The 18,478-nt window shown below is 66.4% G+C and carries 11 protein-coding genes and 3 rRNA genes; 4 read left to right on the forward strand and 10 right to left on the reverse strand.

Annotation, left to right across the window (positions count from 1 at the left end; genetic code table 11):
• The first annotated feature begins 102 nt into the window (after positions 1–102).
• Together AMO33_RS14850 and glgB are read left to right on the forward strand one after the other, a co-directional pair.
• Positions 103–2,106, forward strand: a complete 2,004-nt coding sequence (locus AMO33_RS14850) for an alpha-1,4-glucan--maltose-1-phosphate maltosyltransferase (RefSeq protein ID WP_060592988.1) — start codon at positions 103–105, stop codon at positions 2,104–2,106.
• The gene (gene glgB, locus AMO33_RS14855; RefSeq protein ID WP_060592989.1) at positions 2,103–4,337 is read left to right on the forward strand and encodes a 1,4-alpha-glucan branching protein GlgB; all 2,235 of its coding nucleotides are present in this window, start codon (positions 2,103–2,105) and stop codon (positions 4,335–4,337) included. Before AMO33_RS14850 ends, glgB begins: the two co-directional genes overlap by 4 nt.
• A 25-nt stretch (positions 4,338–4,362) precedes the next feature.
• Here glgB and AMO33_RS14860 read toward each other — a convergent pair whose 3' ends face one another.
• The 3 genes from AMO33_RS14860 to AMO33_RS14870 all read right to left on the reverse strand — a co-directional run bounded on the left by AMO33_RS14860 (position 4,363) and on the right by AMO33_RS14870 (position 6,947).
• The gene (locus tag AMO33_RS14860; protein WP_041559893.1) at positions 4,363–5,211 is read right to left on the reverse strand and encodes a tetratricopeptide repeat protein; all 849 of its coding nucleotides are present in this window, start codon (positions 5,209–5,211) and stop codon (positions 4,363–4,365) included.
• Between the two features lie 61 nt (positions 5,212–5,272).
• Positions 5,273–5,641: a DUF3817 domain-containing protein gene (locus tag AMO33_RS14865; protein WP_060592990.1), complete on the reverse strand. Its 369-nt coding sequence runs from the start codon at positions 5,639–5,641 to the stop codon at positions 5,273–5,275.
• 127 nt (positions 5,642–5,768) lie between these two features.
• The gene (locus tag AMO33_RS14870) at positions 5,769–6,947 is read right to left on the reverse strand and encodes an acetyl-CoA C-acetyltransferase (RefSeq protein ID WP_060592991.1); all 1,179 of its coding nucleotides are present in this window, start codon (positions 6,945–6,947) and stop codon (positions 5,769–5,771) included.
• Positions 6,948–7,072: 125 nt separating this feature from the next.
• On the opposite strand from AMO33_RS14870, the gene mce reads away from it, so the two are divergent.
• Together mce and AMO33_RS14880 are read left to right on the forward strand one after the other, a co-directional pair.
• Positions 7,073–7,561, forward strand: coding sequence for a methylmalonyl-CoA epimerase (mce, locus tag AMO33_RS14875; protein ID WP_011207604.1), 489 nt, complete (start codon positions 7,073–7,075; stop codon positions 7,559–7,561).
• A gap of 86 nt (positions 7,562–7,647) precedes the next feature.
• Positions 7,648–8,652 carry a coiled-coil domain-containing protein gene (locus AMO33_RS14880; protein WP_041559892.1) on the forward strand — a complete coding sequence of 335 codons (1,005 nt, stop codon included), beginning with the start codon at positions 7,648–7,650 and terminating at the stop codon, positions 8,650–8,652.
• Between the two features lie 119 nt (positions 8,653–8,771).
• Here AMO33_RS14880 and AMO33_RS14885 read toward each other — a convergent pair whose 3' ends face one another.
• From AMO33_RS14885 to AMO33_RS14915, 7 genes are all read right to left on the reverse strand, one after another.
• Entirely contained in the window at positions 8,772–9,077 is a 306-nt protein-coding gene (locus AMO33_RS14885; RefSeq protein ID WP_011207602.1) for a hypothetical protein, read from the reverse strand.
• A gap of 10 nt (positions 9,078–9,087) precedes the next feature.
• Positions 9,088–9,780 (reverse strand): endonuclease NucS, encoded by a 693-nt coding sequence (nucS, locus tag AMO33_RS14890; protein ID WP_041559891.1) that lies wholly within the window; start codon positions 9,778–9,780, stop codon positions 9,088–9,090.
• Between the two features lie 1,039 nt (positions 9,781–10,819).
• Positions 10,820–10,936: ribosomal RNA gene (rrf, locus tag AMO33_RS14895) — 5S ribosomal RNA — on the reverse strand.
• 119 nt (positions 10,937–11,055) lie between these two features.
• Positions 11,056–14,184, reverse strand: a 23S ribosomal RNA gene (locus AMO33_RS14900).
• A gap of 334 nt (positions 14,185–14,518) precedes the next feature.
• A 16S ribosomal RNA gene (locus AMO33_RS14905) occupies positions 14,519–16,037 on the reverse strand.
• The 16S, 23S and 5S rRNA genes sit together here, the layout of an rRNA operon.
• Before the next feature lie 519 nt (positions 16,038–16,556).
• Positions 16,557–17,837, reverse strand: a complete 1,281-nt coding sequence (gene murA, locus AMO33_RS14910) for a UDP-N-acetylglucosamine 1-carboxyvinyltransferase (protein ID WP_011207599.1) — start codon at positions 17,835–17,837, stop codon at positions 16,557–16,559.
• A 51-nt stretch (positions 17,838–17,888) separates the two neighbouring features.
• Complete coding sequence (locus AMO33_RS14915; RefSeq protein ID WP_060592992.1) at positions 17,889–18,470, reverse strand: cob(I)yrinic acid a,c-diamide adenosyltransferase; 582 nt, start codon at positions 18,468–18,470, stop codon at positions 17,889–17,891.
• Positions 18,471–18,478 lie beyond the last annotated feature (8 nt).

Raw genomic sequence — 18,478 nt, forward strand, 5'->3', positions numbered from 1 at the left:
GTCGCCGTCCACGAACAACGCTCTCAACAGGCACAACCGCCCCCGGTCGCCCTGTGGATGCCGAGCCGCCGCGGCCGGTGATCTTCCAGTAGGTTGGTGCACGTGACCGGCCGCATCGCCATCGATGACACTGCCCCGTCCATTCCCGGCGGCCGCCCGGCCAAGGCCGTGGTGGGCGAGGTGTTCCCGGTGCGTGCCGTGGTCTGGCGCGAGGGGCACGACGCCGTCGCCGCGACGCTGGCGGTGCGCGGGCCCGGCGCCACCCGGCCCACCCGGATCAGGATGACCCCCGATCCCGAGCCCGACGTGTTCAACGCCACCTTCATCCCGAACACGCCGGGCACCTGGACCTTCCGCATCGAGGGCTGGGGCGACCCGATCGCCACCTGGCGCCACGCGGTGGAGGCCAAGCTCGCCGTGGGGCAGAGCGCGGCCGACCTGGCCAACGATCTCGAGCTCGGCGCCCGCCTCCTCGAGCGCGCCGCGCAGGCGCTGCCCAAGGCGAAGTTCGAGAAACTGCGCGCCGCCGCCGCGGCACTGCGCAGCGACGAACAGTTGCCTGCCCGGGTGGCGCCCGCCTTCGGCGCGGAGGTCGCCGAGATCCTGCGCACCACCCCGCTCCGCGATCTGGTCACCCGCGGCCCGCAGCACTGCGTGGCCGTCGAGCGCCCGCGCGCGCTGTTCGGCTCCTGGTACGAGTTCTTCCCGCGTTCCACCGGCGGCCGGGACGCCGAGGGCAGGCCGGTGCACGGCACCTTCGCCACCGCCGCCAAGGAGTTGCCGCGCATCGCCGGCATGGGCTTCGACGTGGTGTACCTGCCGCCGATCCACCCGATCGGCGAGGTGAACCGCAAGGGCCGCAACAACTCCCTCGTCGCCGAGCCCGGCGACGTCGGCTCGCCCTGGGCCATCGGCTCGAAGGACGGCGGCCACGACGCGGTGCACCCCGCGCTCGGCACCGAGGCCGATTTCGCCGAGTTCGTCGCCACCGCCGCCGAACTCGGCCTCGAGGTCGCCCTCGATCTGGCTCTGCAGTGCGCGCCGGACCACCCCTGGGTGCGCGAACATCCGGAGTGGTTCACCACGCTGCCCGACGGCACCATCGCCTACGCGGAGAACCCGCCGAAGAAGTACCAGGACATCTACCCGGTCAATTTCGACAACGACCCCGACGGCCTCTACGCCGAGGTGCTGCGGATCGTCCGGCACTGGATCGGCTTGGGCGTCAAGATCTTCCGGGTCGACAACCCGCACACCAAGCCCGCCGACTTCTGGGAATGGCTCATCGCCACCGTGCGCAAGGACGACCCCGACGTGGTGTTCCTGTCCGAGGCGTTCACCCGCCCCGCCCGCCTCTACGGCCTGGCCCGGCGCGGATTCAGCCAGTCGTACACGTATTTCACCTGGCGGGTGGCCAAGTGGGAGCTCACCGAGTTCGGCAACGAGCTCGCGGCCAAGGCCGACGAGGCGCGCCCCAACCTGTTCGTCAACACCCCCGACATCCTGCACGAGAGCCTGCAGCACGGCGGTCCCGGCATGTTCACCATCCGGGCGGTGCTCGCCGCGACCCTCTCCCCCACCTGGGGCGTGTATTCCGGCTTCGAGCTCTTCGAGCACCAGGCGGTCCGCCCGGGCAGCGAGGAGTACCTGGACTCGGAGAAGTACGAGCTGCGCCCCCGCGATTTCGCCGGCGCGCTGGCGCGCGGGGAATCCCTCGAACCGTGGCTGACCCGCCTCAACGAGATCCGCCGGGCGCATCCGGCCCTGCAACAGCTGCGCTGCCTGCACTTCCACCACGTCGACAACGACGCGCTCATCGCCTACTCGAAGTTCGACCCGGTCAGCGGTGACGCGGTCCTCACCATCGTCAACCTCAACCCGTTCGGACCCGAGGAGGGCTTCATCTCCGTGGACCTGCCGGCGATCGGGCGCGAATGGCACGACCACCCGGTGGTCTTCGACGAGGTCAGCGGCGAGGAATACCACTGGGGACAGACCAACTGGGTGCGCTTGGACCCGGCCCGCGCCGTCGCGCACATCATCGCGCTGCCGCCGGTGCCCGCCGCCCTGCGCACCCCGCTCGCGCACCGGCGGAGCCTGCGATGAGCGGCCCCGAGGATCCGGCCGACCGCCGCCACGGCGAGTTGCCCGCACCCCGCCGCGACATTCCGCGCCCGCTGGTCGAACGCCGCGATCTCATGCTGCTCGCCGCGGGCACGCACCGCGATCCGCACACGGTGCTCGGCGCGCATCCGCACCCCGACGGCACCGTCGTGCGGGTGCTGCGCCCGCACGCGGCCAAGGTGAGCGTGCGCGTGGGCGGCGTCGACCATCCACTCGACTCGGTGGGTTACGGCGTCTTCGCCGCGGTGCTCCCGCACCCCGAGCTGATGGACTACCGGATCGTCACCGAGTACCCCGGCGGTCCGACGGTGATCGCCGCCGACGGCTACCGCTTCCTGCCCACCCTCGGCGAACTCGACCTGCACCTGATCGGCGAAGGCCGCCACGAACACCTCTGGCACGTGCTCGGCGCCCATCCGCGCCGGTACACGACACTGGACGGACCGGTGTCGGGCACGTCCTTCGCCGTCTGGGCACCGAACGCCCGCGGCGTCACGGTGATCGGTGATTTCGACGGCTGGAGCGGCAACACCGCGCCCATGCGCGCCCTCGGCACCTCCGGTATCTGGGAGGTGTTCGTGCCGGACGTGGGGCCCGGCACGAAATACAAGTACCGGGTGCACGGCGCCGACGGCCGGGTCGTCGATCACGCCGACCCGCTCGCCTTCGCCACCGAGCCGCCGCCCGCCACCGCCTCCGTCGTCACCGGCAGCGACTACACCTGGCAGGACGCGCAGTGGCTGGAGCGCAGGCGCAGCACCGACCCGACCCGCTCCCCGATGAGCGTCTACGAGGTGCACCTCGGCTCGTGGCGGCCCGGCCTCGGCTACCGGGAACTGGCCGAGCAATTGGCCGACTACGTGCGGGCGGCGGGCTACACCCACGTCGAACTGCTGCCGGTCGCCGAACATCCCTTCGGCGGCTCCTGGGGCTACCAGGTCACCTCGTACTACGCCCCCACCGCCCGCTTCGGCTCCCCCGACGACTTCCGCGCGTTCGTCGACCACCTGCACGGTGCGGGCATCGGCGTGCTGCTGGACTGGGTGCCCGCGCATTTCCCGCGGGACGAGTGGGCGCTGGCCCGCTTCGACGGCACCCCGCTCTACGAGCATCCCGACCCGCGCCGCGGCGAACAGCTCGACTGGGGCACCTACGTCTTCGACTTCGGCCGCAACGAGGTGCGCAACTTCCTGGTCGCCAACGCCCGGTTCTGGATCGAGGAGTTCCACATCGACGGCCTGCGCGTGGACGCCGTCGCCTCGATGCTCTACCTGGACTACTCGCGCGGCGAGAACTGGGAACCCAACATCCACGGCGGCCGGGAGAACCTGGAGGCCGTCGCCTTCCTGCGCGAGCTCAACGACGTCGTGCACCGCGCCCACCCGGGCGTGGTGACCATCGCCGAGGAGTCCACCACCTGGCCGGGTGTCACCCGCGGCACCGAGGTGGGCGGCCTCGGTTTCACCATGAAATGGAACATGGGCTGGATGCACGACACGCTGGGGTTCCTGGCGCGCGACCCGATCCACCGGTCCTGGCACCACAACGAGATCACCTTCTCGCTGGTGTACGCGTGGAGCGAGAACTACGTGCTGCCGATCAGCCACGACGAGGTGGTGCACGGCAAAGGCACGCTGTGGACGCGGATGCCCGGCGACGATTTCGCCAAGGCGGCGGGAGTGCGCGCACTGCTGGCCTACATGTGGGCGCACCCCGGCAAACAACTGCTGTTCATGGGCCAGGACTTCGGCCAGTTCCGCGAGTGGTCACACGACCGCGGCCTGGACTGGGGCGAACTGGACAATCCGCTGCACCGCGGCATCGCCACCGCCGTGCGGGACCTCAACCGCGTCTACCGCGCCACGCCCGCGCTGTGGAGCCAGGACACCACCCCCGGCGGCTACGCCTGGATCGAGGCCGACGACCGGGACCGCAACGTGCTGGCGTTCCTGCGCTACGGCTCGGACGGCTCGACGGTGGCCTGCGTGTTCAACTTCTCCGGGGCACTGCACGGCGAGTACCGGGTCGGCCTGCCGATCGCCGGGGAATGGACCGAGATCCTCAACACCGACGCCGCCGACTACGGCGGCTCCGGCGTCGGCAACTACGGAGTGGTCCGCACCGAGGAGATCCCCTGGCACGGACGGCCGGTGTCGGCCACCGTCGCGCTGGCGCCGAACAGCGCGGTCTGGCTGGCGGCGCCGCGCGCGTAGGCGGCGCCGGATCAGTACCGCCGGATCAGTACAGCGCGGCCGCGAGCTTGCGCCGCGCCGCCACCACGAACGGCTCGGCCTGGTCGAACAGTTCGAACAGCTCGAGCAGGTGGGTGCGGGCCTTGGTGCGATCGTCACCCGCGCTGCGCTTGACGACGGCGATGAGCCGGTCGAACGCGGCCTCCGGCTGCTGGTTGAGCAGTTCCAGATCGGCCGCGGCGATGGCCGCGTCCACGTTGGCGGGGTCGGCGTCGGCGGTGGCGACGGCGTCGGCGGGCACCTGCTGCGCCCTGGCCAGGAACCGCAGCTGCCGCAGCGCGCCCTTGGCCTCGGTGTTGTTCGGCTCGGCGGCAAGGATCTGCTCGTAGGCGGCCTCGGCGGCCGCCATGTCGCCGCGTTCGAGCGCCTCCTCGGCGGCGACGAACCGCGGGTCCTCCTGCGGCTGGGGCTCGCCGCCGTCGCCTTCGAGCTTGCCCGCCACGGCCTGGACCACCGCGTCGATCCACTGACGCACCTGCGGCTCCGGCTGCGCGCCCTCGAAATCGGCCAGCGGCTGGCCCGCGGCGATCGCGATCACCGTCGGAATGCCCTGCACCCGCAGCGCCTGCGCGATCCGCATGTTGGCCTCGGCCTCGACGGTCGCCAGATCCCAGGTGCCGCCGTCGGCCGCCACCATCCGCTCGAGCGTGCGGACCAGCTCGACGCTGCCGGGGCTGCGCTGCGAGTACAGCGCGACCACCACCGGCACCTGCAGCGACCGGCGCAGCACCTTGGTCTCGAAATCGGCTTCCGAGACGGCGTATCCGCCGGCCGCGCCACCGGAGGCGCCCGCGGGCGGCTGCTTCAGACTGGACAGGTCTACCGCTCCGGACATGGCTGCGGCGACTGCTGGCGAAGGACGGCGTGCGGCTGGTCGAGTCACGGTTTCCAGTTTGTCACGAGGAGGCGCGAACGGCTCCCGCGGCGTCGGCGGAATCGGCGGTTTCGGCGGCGGTCAGCTTGCCGGTGCGCACCGCCCAGACCTCGAAGACGACGGTGAAGAACGGCGGGATGCTCGACAGCAGCGCGAGCACGGTGGTCTTCCAGTTCCAGTTCAGCTCGCGCGCGGCCAGCAGCGCGGTGAGCACGAACAGCATGAAGATCGCGCCGTGCACCGGGCCGAAGATCTTCACGCCCACCTCGTTGCCCGGATCGGGCAGGTACTTGAAGCCCATGCCGATCAGCAGTCCCAGCCACGACAGTGCCTCGAGGACGGCGAAGAATCGGAATCTCCCGGCGACGCTGCGCAGATCGAAGTAGCCCATGCGCCCTATTGTGCCGCACCAACTACACCGGGTCGTAGTTGAACCGGTCACATCGGACAGATCGGTCGGATCCGGACATGTGAACGCCGCGCCCCGCGGACGCGGGACGCGGCGTATCGGCTACCCGTCAGACCTTGACGATGAGCGCGTCGCCCTGCCCACCACCGCCGCACAGCGCCGCCGCGCCGATGCCGCCACCGCGCCGCTTCAGCTCCAGCGCCAGGTGCAGCAGGATGCGCGCACCGGACATGCCGAGCGGGTGCCCGATGGCGATGGCGCCACCGTTGACGTTCACCTTGGCCGGGTCGATGCCCAGCTTGCGGGTGGAGGCGATACCCACCGCGGCGAAGGCCTCGTTGATCTCGACCAGATCCAGGTCGGCCGGCGAGATGCCCTGCTTGGCACAGGCTTTCGCGATGGCGTTGGCCGGCTGGTCCTGCAGGGTCGAATCCGGGCCCGCCACCACGCCGGCGGCGCCGATCTCGGCGATCCAGCTCAGCCCGAGCGCCTGCGCCTTCGCCTTGCTCATCACGACCACCGCGGCGGCGCCGTCGGAGATCTGCGAGGCCGACCCGGCGGTGATGGTGCCGTCCTTGCGGAAGGCCGGGCGCAGCTTGGCCAGCGACTCCACCGTGGTGTCGGCGCGAATGCCCTCGTCGGTGGTCACGAGCACCGGGTCGCCCTTGCGCTGCGGCACCGCGACCGGCACCACCTCGTCGTCGAAGACGCCGTTCTTCCAGGCCGCCGCGGCGCGCTGGTGCGAGGCGGCGGCGAAGGCGTCCTGGTCTTCGCGGCTGATCGGCTGCCGGTCGTTGCCCTGCTCGGTGAGCAGGCCCATGGCCTGATCGGTGAAGATGTCGTGCAGGCCGTCGTAGGCCATGTGGTCGCGCAGCGTCACGTCGCCGTACTTGAAGCCCTCGCGGCTCTTCTCCAGCAGGTGCGGCGCCTGGCTCATCGACTCCTGGCCGCCGGCCACGACGATCTCGTGCTCGCCGGCGCGGATGAGCTGATCGGCCAGCGCGATCGCGTTGATGCCCGACAGGCACACCTTGTTCAGCGTCAGCGCGGGCACGTCCATCGGGATGCCCGCGGCGACGGCGGCCTGCCTGGCCGGGATCTGGCCCGCGCCCGCGGTGAGCACCTGGCCCATGATCACGTACTCGACCTGCTCCGGAGCGACGCCGCCCTTCTCGAGCGCCGCCTTGATGGCGAACCCGCCCAGGTCCGAGCCCGAGAAGTCCTTCAGTCCGCCGAGCAGGCGACCGACCGGGGTGCGCGCACCGGAAACGATGACGGATGTGGTCACGACGAGCCTCGCATTCTTCGCGGCCGCGCCATCGCACGGCGACGACGCGATGTCAAGTGGTTCTACTCAACGGTAGCCGGTCGGGCGGAACGGACATCGCGCAGGTGGGGCGCTACCGTCGAGGTGTGAGCAACGCGAATCAGACATCCGAATCCACCCCCGGCGACTTCATTCCCGGCGACTACGTGGTCGCCGTCGACCACGTCGGCGTGGCCGTGCCCGACCTGGACGCCGCGATCGCCTGGTACGCCGAGAATCTCGGCATGGTCGAAACGCATCGCGAGGTGAACGAGAGCCAGGGCGTGCACGAGGCGATGCTGTCGCTGCCCGGCGCCCCCGACGGCGCCACCGCGCTGCAGTTGCTGGCCCCGCTGGACGAGTCCTCCACCATCGCCAAGTTCATCGATCGCAACGGACCGGGACTCCAGCAACTGGCCTACCGGGTCACCGACATCGAGGCCGTCTCGGCGTACCTGCGCGGCCGCGGACTGCGTTTGCTGTACGAGGCTCCGCGGCACGGAACCGCCGATTCCCGCATCAATTTCATCCACCCGAAGGATGCTGGAGGTGTGCTGGTCGAGTTGGTCGAACCGAACCCGGATGTTACGCACTAGTATCGGCCCGGACGCCCGGAAACCAGCCCCCTTCACATTCGCGGTCGAGTCACCATCGGCCGCGCCTAGGCTGTAGTTTGTGTGCCATGTCGTCACCTGAGTCCGATCGCAATCGCTTCGTCGCATTGCCCTTCACCGTTGTGCGGAAGGGTTATGCACAAGACGAGGTGCGTAACTACTTCGACCGCTTCGATGCCGAACTGAGGGTCACGGCCACCGACCGCGATGCCGCTGCGGCGCAGGCCCGTAACCTTGCCGCGCAGCTGGAGGACGCGCGGGACGAGATCGACGAGCTCCGTAAGGAGGTCGACCGCCTCTCGGTGCCGCCGACCACCGCCGAAGGCATGTCCGACCGCATCTCCCGCATGCTGCGGCTGGCGTCGGACGAGGCCTCCGAGGTCCGGGCGCTGGCCCAGGCCGAGGCCGCCGAGATGGTGTCGATCGCCGAGCAGCAGGCCGCCGAGATGCGCGGCAAGTACGAGTCGCTGCTGGCGGAGACGAAGGAAAAGCGCGAAGCGCTCGAGATCGAGTACGAGCAGACGCTCGCGAACGCGCGCACCGAGTCCGCGAAGATCATCGAGGCCGCCCAGGCCGAGGCGGAGCGGATCCTCAAGGAGGCCGAGGCCAAGCGCAAGGCGGCGCAGCAGGACTTCGAGGTCACGATGTCCGAGCGGCGCACCAAGCTCACCCGCCAGATGGAGGAGCTCGAGGCCACCAGCCGGGCCGAGGCCGCGCAGCGGATCAAGGACGCCACCGACGAGGCCAACCGCCTCATCACCTCGGCGACCCAGACCTCCGAGCGCAAGATCGCCCACGCCAAGGAACTGGCCGAGGAGATGCGGGTGCTGCGCGGCCGCGTGCTCGCCCAGCTGCTCGGCATCCGCGGTCAGCTCGACTCGGTGCCCGCCATGCTCGCGGCGGTCAACCGCGAGAGCGAGCTGCTCGACGGCGTGCCGGAACAGCGTAAGTCGATCGGCGGCAACAACACCAAGTCGGTCGGTGCCCGCACCACCAAGGCGATCCCCGAGGCCGCCGAGGACGACGAGGACATCGACGCCGACGAGCGCGAGAACGCCGAGATCGCCAACTGACGTCGGTTCCCGGAAGGCGACGACGCGGTTATCACCACGGTTCAGCCCGAAGGCCGTCCCCGGTTTCGCCGGGGGCGGCCTTCCCTAATTTCCGGGTGGCTGGATCGGCTTTGCGCCGATCAGGACCAACGGCGCGTGATGCGCCGGGTCCGGCGCCCGTTCCAGCAGCCGCGATGCCAGTGCCGACGGTCGTCCTCACCGCCGAACCGCGGCCAGGCGACGATGTGGGCGACGCCCGGCGCGATCTCGTGATCGCATCCGGGGCACCGGTAGGTCTTGAGCGCCCGCGCCGCCGGGATCGTGCGCACCGCGTAGTCCTCGTCCCCGTCCGGCCCCGGCTCCACCGAGCCGAACACGTCGCTCAGCGGCCGGCCACCGTCGAGGCGGCCCGCCTTGCGGTCGGCACGCGGTTTGCGACGGGGCACGTACCCAAGCCTAGAACAGCCGGAATTCGTTGCTCTCCGTGCCGCGGAGGGCGTCGTAATCGAGTGTGAGGCAACGGATGCCGCGATCCTCGGCGAGTGTGCGCGCCTGCGGCTTGATCTGCTGCGCGGCGAACACCCCGGACACCGGGGCCAGTAACGGGTCACGGTTGAGCAGTTCGAGGTAGCGGGTCAGCTGCTCGACACCGTCGATCTCGCCGCGGCGTTTGATCTCCACCGCCACCGTGGCGCCGCCGGCGTCCCGGCACAGCAGATCCACCGGCCCGATGGCGGTCATGTACTCGCGCCGGATGAGGGTGTAGCCGGGCCCCAACGTCTGCACGTGCTCGGCGAGCAGTTCTTGCAGATGCGCCTCGACACCGTCCTTCACCAGCCCGGGGTCGATGCCGAGATCGTGCGAGGAGTCGTGCTCGATGTCCTCGATCGTGATCCGCAGTTCCTCACCGGCCTTGTTGGTCACCACCCACAGCGCCTTCGCCGTTTCGGGCACCTCCGCGGTGGCGAGATCGCGCTCGTCGAGCCAGCACGGCGGACTCATCCAGTTCAGCGGCTTGTAGGAGCCGCCGTCGGAGTGCACGAGCACGGAGCCGTCGGCCTTGATCATCAGCAGCCGGCGGGCCATCGGGAGGTGGGCGGTCAGACGACCGACGTAGTCGACCTGGCAACGAGCAATCACGAGGCGCACCGGTAACAGTTTAGGGGCTCGATGCCCACGGACCAGCACGCACCACCTGTGCCCGCCAAGGGCCGAAGATTCGTCGGGAACGACCGGCCGGATCGGGCGGGTGCTATCGGCGATGTGGTCCGATGACGTGTGGGGCGTAGCGGTCCAGCGATGCCCGGGTGGGTCTGCCGGTGCGGACCGGAATCGCGTGCCCGGAGGGCAACAGCAGGCGAGGGAATGCGGCGGGCATCTCCGACGGCTGCGGATGCCCGCCGTCGAATACCGATGCCCCGCGGTCGAGTACCGATGCCGCGCCGTCGAGTACCGAGGCAATGGTCGCAGGGCTCGGCCTGGAGCAGGACAGAGCGTGCAGCGGGAAGGGGCAGGCGGTGGCGCGGCGCGGACCGCGTGCCCGGCTGCCGGCGCAGACGCCGACGAGGAAGCGGCACCGCCTGGTCCGACCTGGCGACGGTGTTCGTCGTCCTCGTGCTCTGCACCGTCGCCCGGCCGACGCTGTACCTCACGCACGTGGTCACCAGCACCGAGGCGCGCCGGTGGTGACGGTTGCTCGCAGACGGCCTGCTGCGCGTCGGCGCTGACGGCGGCGCTCGACGATGGCGTGCGCACGCACGAGCGGGGCCGCGCTCCGGCAGGCGGGGCCGGCTCACCAGGAGAGCGGCGACCTGCCCGAGTAGGCAGCGCGCCGGTAACGGCGCGTCAAATCAGCGGGGTGGCGCTCGGGTGGCCGGCCTGCGCAGGAGTCCGCGGGACCGCGCGCCACCGGTCGGCCGGCATCCGCTCGAGTGGGCGAGGCCGCGCTCGAGTGGGGCGGACCACCGGTGACCGCTGCGCTCGAGGGAGCGGGACCGTGCGCGAATGGGCGCTGCGATCAGGGGGGCGGGCCGGCCGAGTCGAGGATGTCGGCACAAACGGCGGTGGTCGCGGAAACAGCAAAGGCCTCCAACGCTATTGGAGGCCTCGATGTTCCGGTCGCCGAACGGTTCCGGTCCGGAAATGCCGATAGGGGACCCAGTCATGGGTCCCCTATCAGGAAAGGATGTTCCGGCGGTGTCCTACTCTCCCACACCCTGTCGAGTGCAGTACCATCGGCGCTGGCAGGCTTAGCTTCCGGGTTCGGAATGGGACCGGGCGTTTCCCCACCGCTATGACCGCCGTAACTCTATGAAACTATCCACACCACCCGCACACACCCCACACCCTTTCGGTGATGGGGCGGGTGTCAACGGTGGGTTGTGTGTTGTTTCAGATACCGCACAGTGGACGCGTAACATCGTTGTTGGTAAGTCCTCGGCCGATTAGTACCAGTCACCTCCACACGTTACCGCGCTTCCAGTTCTGGCCTATCAACCCCATGGTCTGTGGGGGGCCTTACCCCCTCGAGGGGGTGAGAAACCTCATCTTGGAACAGGCTTCCCGCTTAGATGCTTTCAGCGGTTATCCCTTCCGAACGTAGCTAACCAGCAGTGCCCTTGGCAGGACAACTGGCACACCAGAGGTTCGTCCGTCCCGGTCCTCTCGTACTAGGGACAGCCTTCCTCAAGTTTCTGACGCGCGCGGCGGATAGAGACCGAACTGTCTCACGACGTTCTAAACCCAGCTCGCGTGCCGCTTTAATGGGCGAACAGCCCAACCCTTGGGACCTACTCCAGCCCCAGGATGCGACGAGCCGACATCGAGGTGCCAAACCATCCCGTCGATATGGACTCTTGGGGAAGATCAGCCTGTTATCCCCGGGGTACCTTTTATCCGTTGAGCGACACCGCTTCCACATGCCGGTGCCGGATCACTAGTCCCGACTTTCGTCCCTGCTCGACCCGTCAGTCTCACAGTCAAGCTCCCTTGTGCACTTGCACTCGACACCTGATTGCCAACCAGGCTGAGGGAACCTTTGGGCGCCTCCGTTACATTTTAGGAGGCAACCGCCCCAGTTAAACTACCCACCAGGCACTGTCCCTGAACCAGATCATGGCCCGAGGTTAGAAGTCCAATACGATCAGAGTGGTATTTCAACGACGACTCCCACCACACTGGCGTGTGGCTTTCACAGTCTCCCACCTATCCTACACAAACCGTACCGAACACCAATACCAAGCTATAGTGAAGGTCCCGGGGTCTTTTCGTCCTGCCGCGCGTAACGAGCATCTTTACTCGTAATGCAATTTCGCCGAGTCTGTGGTTGAGACAGCAGAGAAGTCGTTACGCCATTCGTGCAGGTCGGAACTTACCCGACAAGGAATTTCGCTACCTTAGGATGGTTATAGTTACCACCGCCGTTTACCGGGGCTTAAATTCTCAGCTTCGCGCCGAAGCGCTAACCGGTCCTCTTAACCTTCCGGCACCGGGCAGGCGTCAGTCCGTATACATCGTCTTACGACTTCGCACGGACCTGTGTTTTTAGTAAACAGTCGCTTCTCTCTGGTCTCTGCGACCCAACCCAGCTCACGGTGCAAGACCGGTCACCAGATCAGGTCCCCTTCTCCCGAAGTTACGGGGGCATTTTGCCGAGTTCCTTAACCACAGTTCTCTCGATCGCCTCGGTATTCTCTACCTGACCACCTGTGTCGGTTTGGGGTACGGGCCGTGTACCAACTCACTAGAGGCTTTTCTCGGCAGCATAGGATCACTGAATTCACCTCAATCGGCTACGCATCACCTCTCAGGCTCATGTTGTGCGGATTTGCCTACACAACGCCCTACAGGCTTACACCAGTACAACCACTCACTGGCCCAGCTACCTTCCTGCGTCACCCCATCGCTTGACTACTACAGCAGGGGTCGTGCGCAGCCACTTCCGGCCTCCCGAAGGAGGTCCATCCGCTTTTGGGCACTTAGCACCACTGATTCGCCATTGGGCGCGGATACACGGGTACGGGAATATCAACCCGTTGTCCATCGACTACGCCTGTCGGCCTCGCCTTAGGTCCCGACTCACCCTGGGCGGATTAACCTGGCCCAGGAACCCTTGGTCATTCGGCGGACGAGTTTCTCACTCGTCTTTCGCTACTCATGCCTGCATTCTCACTCGCACAGCCTCCACAACTGGGTTACCCCGCTGCTTCCCTGGCTGCACGACGCTCCCCTACCCACCCCAACCACTGCGCACCGGACCGTAACCCGATGCGGATGTCATGTTGGAGTGCCGCGGCTTCGGCGGTGTACTTGAGCCCCGCTACATTGTCGGCGCAGGATCACTTGACCAGTGAGCTATTACGCACTCTTTCAAGGGTGGCTGCTTCTAAGCCAACCTCCTGGTTGTCTTCGCGACCCCACATCCTTTTCCACTTAGTACACGCTTAGGGGCCTTAGCCGGCGATCTGGGCTGTTTCCCTCTCGACTACGAAGCTTATCCCCCGCAGTCTCACTGCCACGCTCTCACACACCGGCATTCGGAGTTTGGCTGACTTCGGTAAGCTTGTAGGCCCCCTAGGCCATCCAGTAGCTCTACCTCCGGCGTGAAACACGTGACGCTGCACCTAAATGCATTTCGGGGAGAACCAGCTATCACGGAGTTTGATTGGCCTTTCACCCCTACCCACAGCTCATCCCCTCAGTTTTCAACCTAAGTGGGTTCGGGCCTCCACGACGTCTTACCGTCGCTTCACCCTGGCCATGGGTAGATCACTCCGCTTCGGGTCTAGAACACGCGACTCAACGCCCTATTCGGACTCGCTTTCGCTACGGCTACCCCACACGGGTTAACCTCGCCACATGCCACTAACTCGCAGGCTCATTCTTCAAAAGGCACGCCATCACCCACAGCAACAAAGTCACTCGCAGGCCCTGACGGATTGTAAGCGCACGGTTTCAGGTACTATTTCACTCCCCTCCCGGGGTACTTTTCACCTTTCCCTCACGGTACTAGTCCGCTATCGGTCACCAGGGAGTATTCAGGCTTACCGGGTGGTCCCGGCAGATTCACAGCAGATTTCACGGGCCCGCTGCTACTCGGGTATCACTCACATGAGCCGTCATGTTTTCACTTACCGGACTCTCACCGTCTACGGTAGGCCGTCCCAGACCACTTCAGCTAACACAACGGTTTCTGACTCACGCCCAGCTCGGCAGAACCGGGAAGAGCAACCCCACAACCCCACATAGACAACGCCTGCCGGCTATCACATCTACATGGTTTAGCCTCATCCGCTTTCGCTCGCCACTACTCACGGAATCACTCTTGTTTTCTCTTCCTGTGGGTACTGAGATGTTTCACTTCCCCACGTTCCCTCCACACACCCTATATATTCAGGCGCGGGTAACACGACATCACTCGTGCTGGGTTTCCCCATTCGGAAATCCTCGGATCTCAGCTCGGTTGACAGCTCCCCGAGGCTTATCGCAGCCTCCTACGTCCTTCATCGGCTCCTGGTGCCAAGGCATCCACCGAACGCTCTTAAACACTTACAAACAAAGATGCTCGCGTCCACTGTGCAGTTCTCAAACAACACACCCACCCGAACCAGAAACCCAGGACCAGCACCCCCGAAGGAGCCGGTATCACATGGCGATCCGAGCAGATCATGCATTCGCCTAGAGAGTCACTCGCGTGTTCTCTCAGGACCCAACAGTGTGTCGACTACATCCCCGCCGGCCGGCCACACAGGACCAACCGATACACGAGGCACATGCCAGCGTTCCACCCATGAGCTCCCGCCGGAAGACGACTGCTTCCGAAACGGTCTCTGCCACAAGACGTTTACCATCCCGACTCCTCGGGTGTCCGTGGAGAAGTGCTCCTTAGAAAGGAGGTGATCCAGCCGCACCTTCCGGTACGGCTACCTTGTTACGACTTCGTCCCAATCGCCGATCCCACCTTCGACGGCTCCCTCCCACAAGGGGTTAGGCCACCGGCTTCGGGTGTTACCGACTTTCATGACGTGACGGGCGGTGTGTACAAGGCCCGGGAACGTATTCACCGCAGCGTTGCTGATCTGCGATTACTAGCGACTCCAACTTCACGGGGTCGAGTTGCAGACCCCGATCCGAACTGAGACCGGCTTTAAGGGATTCGCTCCACCTCACGGTATCGCAGCCCTCTGTACCGGCCATTGTAGCATGTGTGAAGCCCTGGACATAAGGGGCATGATGACTTGACGTCGTCCCCACCTTCCTCCGAGTTGACCCCGGCAGTCTCCTGCGAGTCCCCGCCATAACGCGCTGGCAACACAGGACAAGGGTTGCGCTCGTTGCGGGACTTAACCCAACATCTCACGACACGAGCTGACGACAGCCATGCACCACCTGTACACCGACCACAAGGGGGCCTACATCTCTGCAGGTTTCCGGTGTATGTCAAACCCAGGTAAGGTTCTTCGCGTTGCATCGAATTAATCCACATGCTCCGCCGCTTGTGCGGGCCCCCGTCAATTCCTTTGAGTTTTAGCCTTGCGGCCGTACTCCCCAGGCGGGGCGCTTAATGCGTTAGCTACGGCACGGATCCCGTGGAAGGAAACCCACACCTAGCGCCCACCGTTTACGGCGTGGACTACCAGGGTATCTAATCCTGTTCGCTACCCACGCTTTCGCTTCTCAGCGTCAGTTACTGCCCAGAGACCCGCCTTCGCCACCGGTGTTCCTCCTGATATCTGCGCATTTCACCGCTACACCAGGAATTCCAGTCTCCCCTGCAGTACTCAAGTCTGCCCGTATCGCCCGCAAGCTTGGGGTTGAGCCCCAAGTTTTCACGGACGACGCGACAAACCGCCTACAAGCTCTTTACGCCCAGTAATTCCGGACAACGCTCGCACCCTACGTATTACCGCGGCTGCTGGCACGTAGTTGGCCGGTGCTTCTTCTACAGGTACCGTCACTTGCGCTTCGTCCCTGTCGAAAGAGGTTTACAACCCGAAGGCCGTCATCCCTCACGCGGCGTCGCTGCATCAGGCTTTCGCCCATTGTGCAATATTCCCCACTGCTGCCTCCCGTAGGAGTCTGGGCCGTGTCTCAGTCCCAGTGTGGCCGGTCGCCCTCTCAGGCCGGCTACCCGTCGTCGCCTTGGTAGGCCATTACCCCACCAACAAGCTGATAGGCCGCGGGCCCATCCTGTACCGATAAATCTTTCCACCAAACACCATGCGATGTAAGGTCATATCCGGTATTAGACCCAGTTTCCCAGGCTTATCCCGAAGTACAGGGCAGATCACCCACGTGTTACTCACCCGTTCGCCGCTCGTGTACCCCGAAGGGCCTTACCGCTCGACTTGCATGTGTTAAGCACGCCGCCAGCGTTCGTCCTGAGCCAGGATCAAACTCTCCGTTGAAGACTCACAATCACACCCCACAGGGCGCAATCAAAAGTACAAAACTAGAGTCCGAAAACCCAGCAAAACAATCGCCAGCCGGAAATTAGCTGACAAAAAATATCCGACCCTCACACGGGGGTATGAGGAACCGGAACCAAAAAAAATTTGGCACTGACATTCATCGACACACTATTGAGTTCTCAAAGAACACACGCACACACATCCGATCGGAACTTCTTCCGAGTTTCAGTGAGGCAACTTCACCAGTTTAGCGCGGCCGTTCTCCCGAACCAAATCGGGGTCTCGGTCGAGCCAGTGTGACCGTCAGGCGCTCCTCGTCCTACCTCGTTTCCCAGGCCCCGCCCAGCCTCTCGGCTCGGCGTCCGGCTCAGCGTTTCCGCTCAGCGTTGCGGCTCCGGGTCGGTGTCCGTGTCGCTCTGACCTGGAATAAGTTACGTGCTGCGGATGATCATGTCAAATCGCCTGGTCAGGAACCGTTTTCGCGCGCTGTCGGCGTGCGGCTCCGGCCCGGACCACCTACTCCGCGCCGCCCACCCGCTCGACGAGCCCGCCGAGCGACTGCAGCTGCTCGACGAAGTTCGGGTACCCGCGGTCGATGTGGAAGACGTCGTGCACCTCGGTGGTGCCGTCGGCGACCAGGCCCGCCAGCACCAGGCCGGCGCCCGCCCGGATGTCGGAGGACCACACCGGCGCGCTCGACAGCCGCGGGATTCCGCGCACCACGGCGTGGTGACCGTCGGTGCGCGCGTCGGCGCCCAGCCGGATCATCTCCTCCACGAACCGGAACCGCGCCTCGAAGATGTTCTCGGTGATCATCGAGGTGCCGTCGGCGATCGCGGCCAGGCCGATGGCCATCGGCTGCAGGTCGGTCGGGAAGCCGGGGAACGGAAGCGTCGAGAAGTTCACCGCGCGCGGGCGATCGGGTTGCACCACCCGGAAGCCGTCCACATCGAAGGAGATTCGCGCACCCGCCGAGCGCAGCTTGTCCAGCACCAGGGCCAGGTGCTTGGGGTTCACGCCGGTCACCCGCACGTCGCCCATCGTCATGGCGGCCGCGATACCCCAGGTGGCGGCGACGATGCGGTCGCCGATCACGCGATGCTCGGTGGGATGGAGGCGCTCGACGCCCTGGATGGTGAGCACCGAGGTGCCCGCCCCGCTGATCCGGGCGCCCATCTGCACGAGCATGTTGCACAGGTCGACGATGTCGGGCTCGCGGGCGGCGTTGTCGATGACGGTCTCGCCCTCGGCGAGCACCGCCGCCATGAGGATGTTCTCGGTAGCGCCCACCGAGGGGAAGTCGAGGCGGATCCGGGCGCCGCGCAGTTCCTCGGCGCGGGCGACGACGCAGCCGTGCTCGATCTCGCTGGTCGCGCCGAGCAGCCGCAGACCAGCCTGGTGCATGTCGAGCGGACGGGAACCGATGGCGTCACCGCCGGGCAGTGCCACGACCGCGCGCTTGCACCGGGCCATCAGCGGCCCGAGCACGCACACCGAGGCGCGGAACTGGGTGACTGCCGGGAAGTCGGCGTGGTACTTCGGTTCGGCCGGGGTGGTGATGGTCACCACCGACCGGTCCCCCGGCGCGTCGTCGGTGATGGTCACCTCGCAACCGAGGCCGCGCAGCACCTCCGCCATCAGCGGAACGTCGAGGATGTCCGGGCAGTTCGTGATCGTCGTCGTGCCCTCGGCCAGCAGCGCGGCCGCCATCAGCTTGAGGACGCTGTTCTTCGCGCCTCCCACTGCGACCTCGCCGACGAGCCGATTGCCCCCGGTGACCAGAAACCGTTCACTCACACCGGGTAGCTTATCCACCGCCGGCCGGCGACACCCGCGTGTAGGGCATCCTCACCGCGCGGATTCGGCACCGCCGGGCCGCCAGAGCACATCGCCGTCCGGATTGGTGTAGCGGCTGAGGATGAACAGCAGGTCCGAGAGCCGGTTGAGGTACTTGGCGGGCAGCACGCTGGTGTCGTCCGGGTAGGACCGCACCGCCGCCCAGGCCGAGCGCTCGGCGCGGCGCGCCACCGTGCGCGCGGTGTGCAGCAGCGCGGCCAGCGGGGTGCCGCCGGGCAGGATGAACGAATTCAGCGGCGCCAGTTCGGCATTGAACTCATCGCACCACTTCTCCAGGCGATCGATGTAGTCCTGGGTGATCCGCAGCGGCGGGTACTTCGGCTCGGCGACCACCGGGGTGGACAGATCCGCGCCCGCGTCGAACAGGTCGTTCTGCACCTGCCGCAACACCGGCCGCACCCGCTCGTCGGGGTCACCCAGCGCGAGCGCGACACCGATCGCGGCGTTCGCCTCGTCACAGTCGGCATAGGCGACCAGGCGCGGGTCGGTCTTGGGGACCCGGGAGAAGTCGCTCAGGCCGGTGGTGCCGTCGTCGCCGGTGCGGGTGTAGATCCGCGTCAGGTGCACGCTCACGCGTCCAG

Origin of the sequence: Nocardia farcinica (assembly GCF_001182745.1) — a bacterium.
Classification (GTDB): domain Bacteria; phylum Actinomycetota; class Actinomycetes; order Mycobacteriales; family Mycobacteriaceae; genus Nocardia; species Nocardia farcinica.

Coding starts and splice junctions, on each gene's coding strand:
- glgB (WP_060592989.1), top strand. CDS start 2,103: ATGAGCGGCCCCGAGGATCCGGCCGACCGCCGCCACGGCGAGTTGCCC.
- AMO33_RS14860 (WP_041559893.1), bottom strand. CDS start 5,211: ATGTCCGGAGCGGTAGACCTGTCCAGTCTGAAGCAGCCGCCCGCGGGC.
- AMO33_RS14865 (WP_060592990.1), bottom strand. CDS start 5,641: ATGGGCTACTTCGATCTGCGCAGCGTCGCCGGGAGATTCCGATTCTTC.
- AMO33_RS14880 (WP_041559892.1), top strand. CDS start 7,648: ATGTCGTCACCTGAGTCCGATCGCAATCGCTTCGTCGCATTGCCCTTC.